Source organism: Paraburkholderia humisilvae (assembly GCF_902859855.1).
In the GTDB taxonomy this organism is placed as follows: Bacteria; Pseudomonadota; Gammaproteobacteria; order Burkholderiales; family Burkholderiaceae; genus Paraburkholderia; species Paraburkholderia humisilvae.
The window spans coordinates 1-641 of record NZ_CADIKH010000460.1; the positions used below are offsets into that span (position 1 = coordinate 1).

Here is a 641-nt window from a genome sequence, read left to right on the forward strand (position 1 = left end):
GTCGCAATAACGATGATTGGTCGAATAAAGGGAATATGCTAAGTAATGCTTATTTGACCAACGAGTAAAACTGTGCAGCAGGAGTTTGGCTCCCACCTTGCATCTGCCCCTTCCTGATCATATGCATCATCTCGATGCCGCCCAGCAGAATACGTGCGCACCGAAAATTCTTGAACCCGAGCATGGGGCGGGTACGCCGCTTGATCGCGCGGTGGTCCTGCTCGATGATATTGTTCAGATACTTCGTCTGCCGGATCCTGATGGGCGTTTCGCGCTCGGCGTTGATGGCGTCCAGCGCAGCCATATTGGCGCCGCTTTTGTCGATTGTCACCGTCTCGGGTTCGCCATTCCGGGCGATTGATTTTTCGAAATACCGCCGCGCCGCAGTCTTATCCCGATGGGCCGGCAACAGAAAGTCGATGGTGTTGCCGGCCTTATCGACGACGCGATACAGGTATTTCCATTGGCCCTTGACCTTGATGCAGGTTTCATCCACGCGCCAGCTCCTGCCGACGGGGCGTTTGTGATGGCCGAACGCTTTCTCCAGCACCGGCAGCAGCTTGAGGGCCCAACGATGCACGGTTGAATGATCCACCCCGATGCCTCGCTCCGCCATCATTTCTTCCAGGTTTCGCAGGCTT

General features: G+C 55.9%; 1 protein-coding gene. It reads right to left on the minus strand.

Translation table 11 applies throughout. The annotated features are described in order from the left end of the window. Nucleotides 1–49: 49 nt before the first annotated feature. On the minus strand, nucleotides 50–641 hold a 592-nt coding region (locus HV796_RS43060), incomplete at its 5' end, for an IS6 family transposase (RefSeq protein ID WP_175233651.1).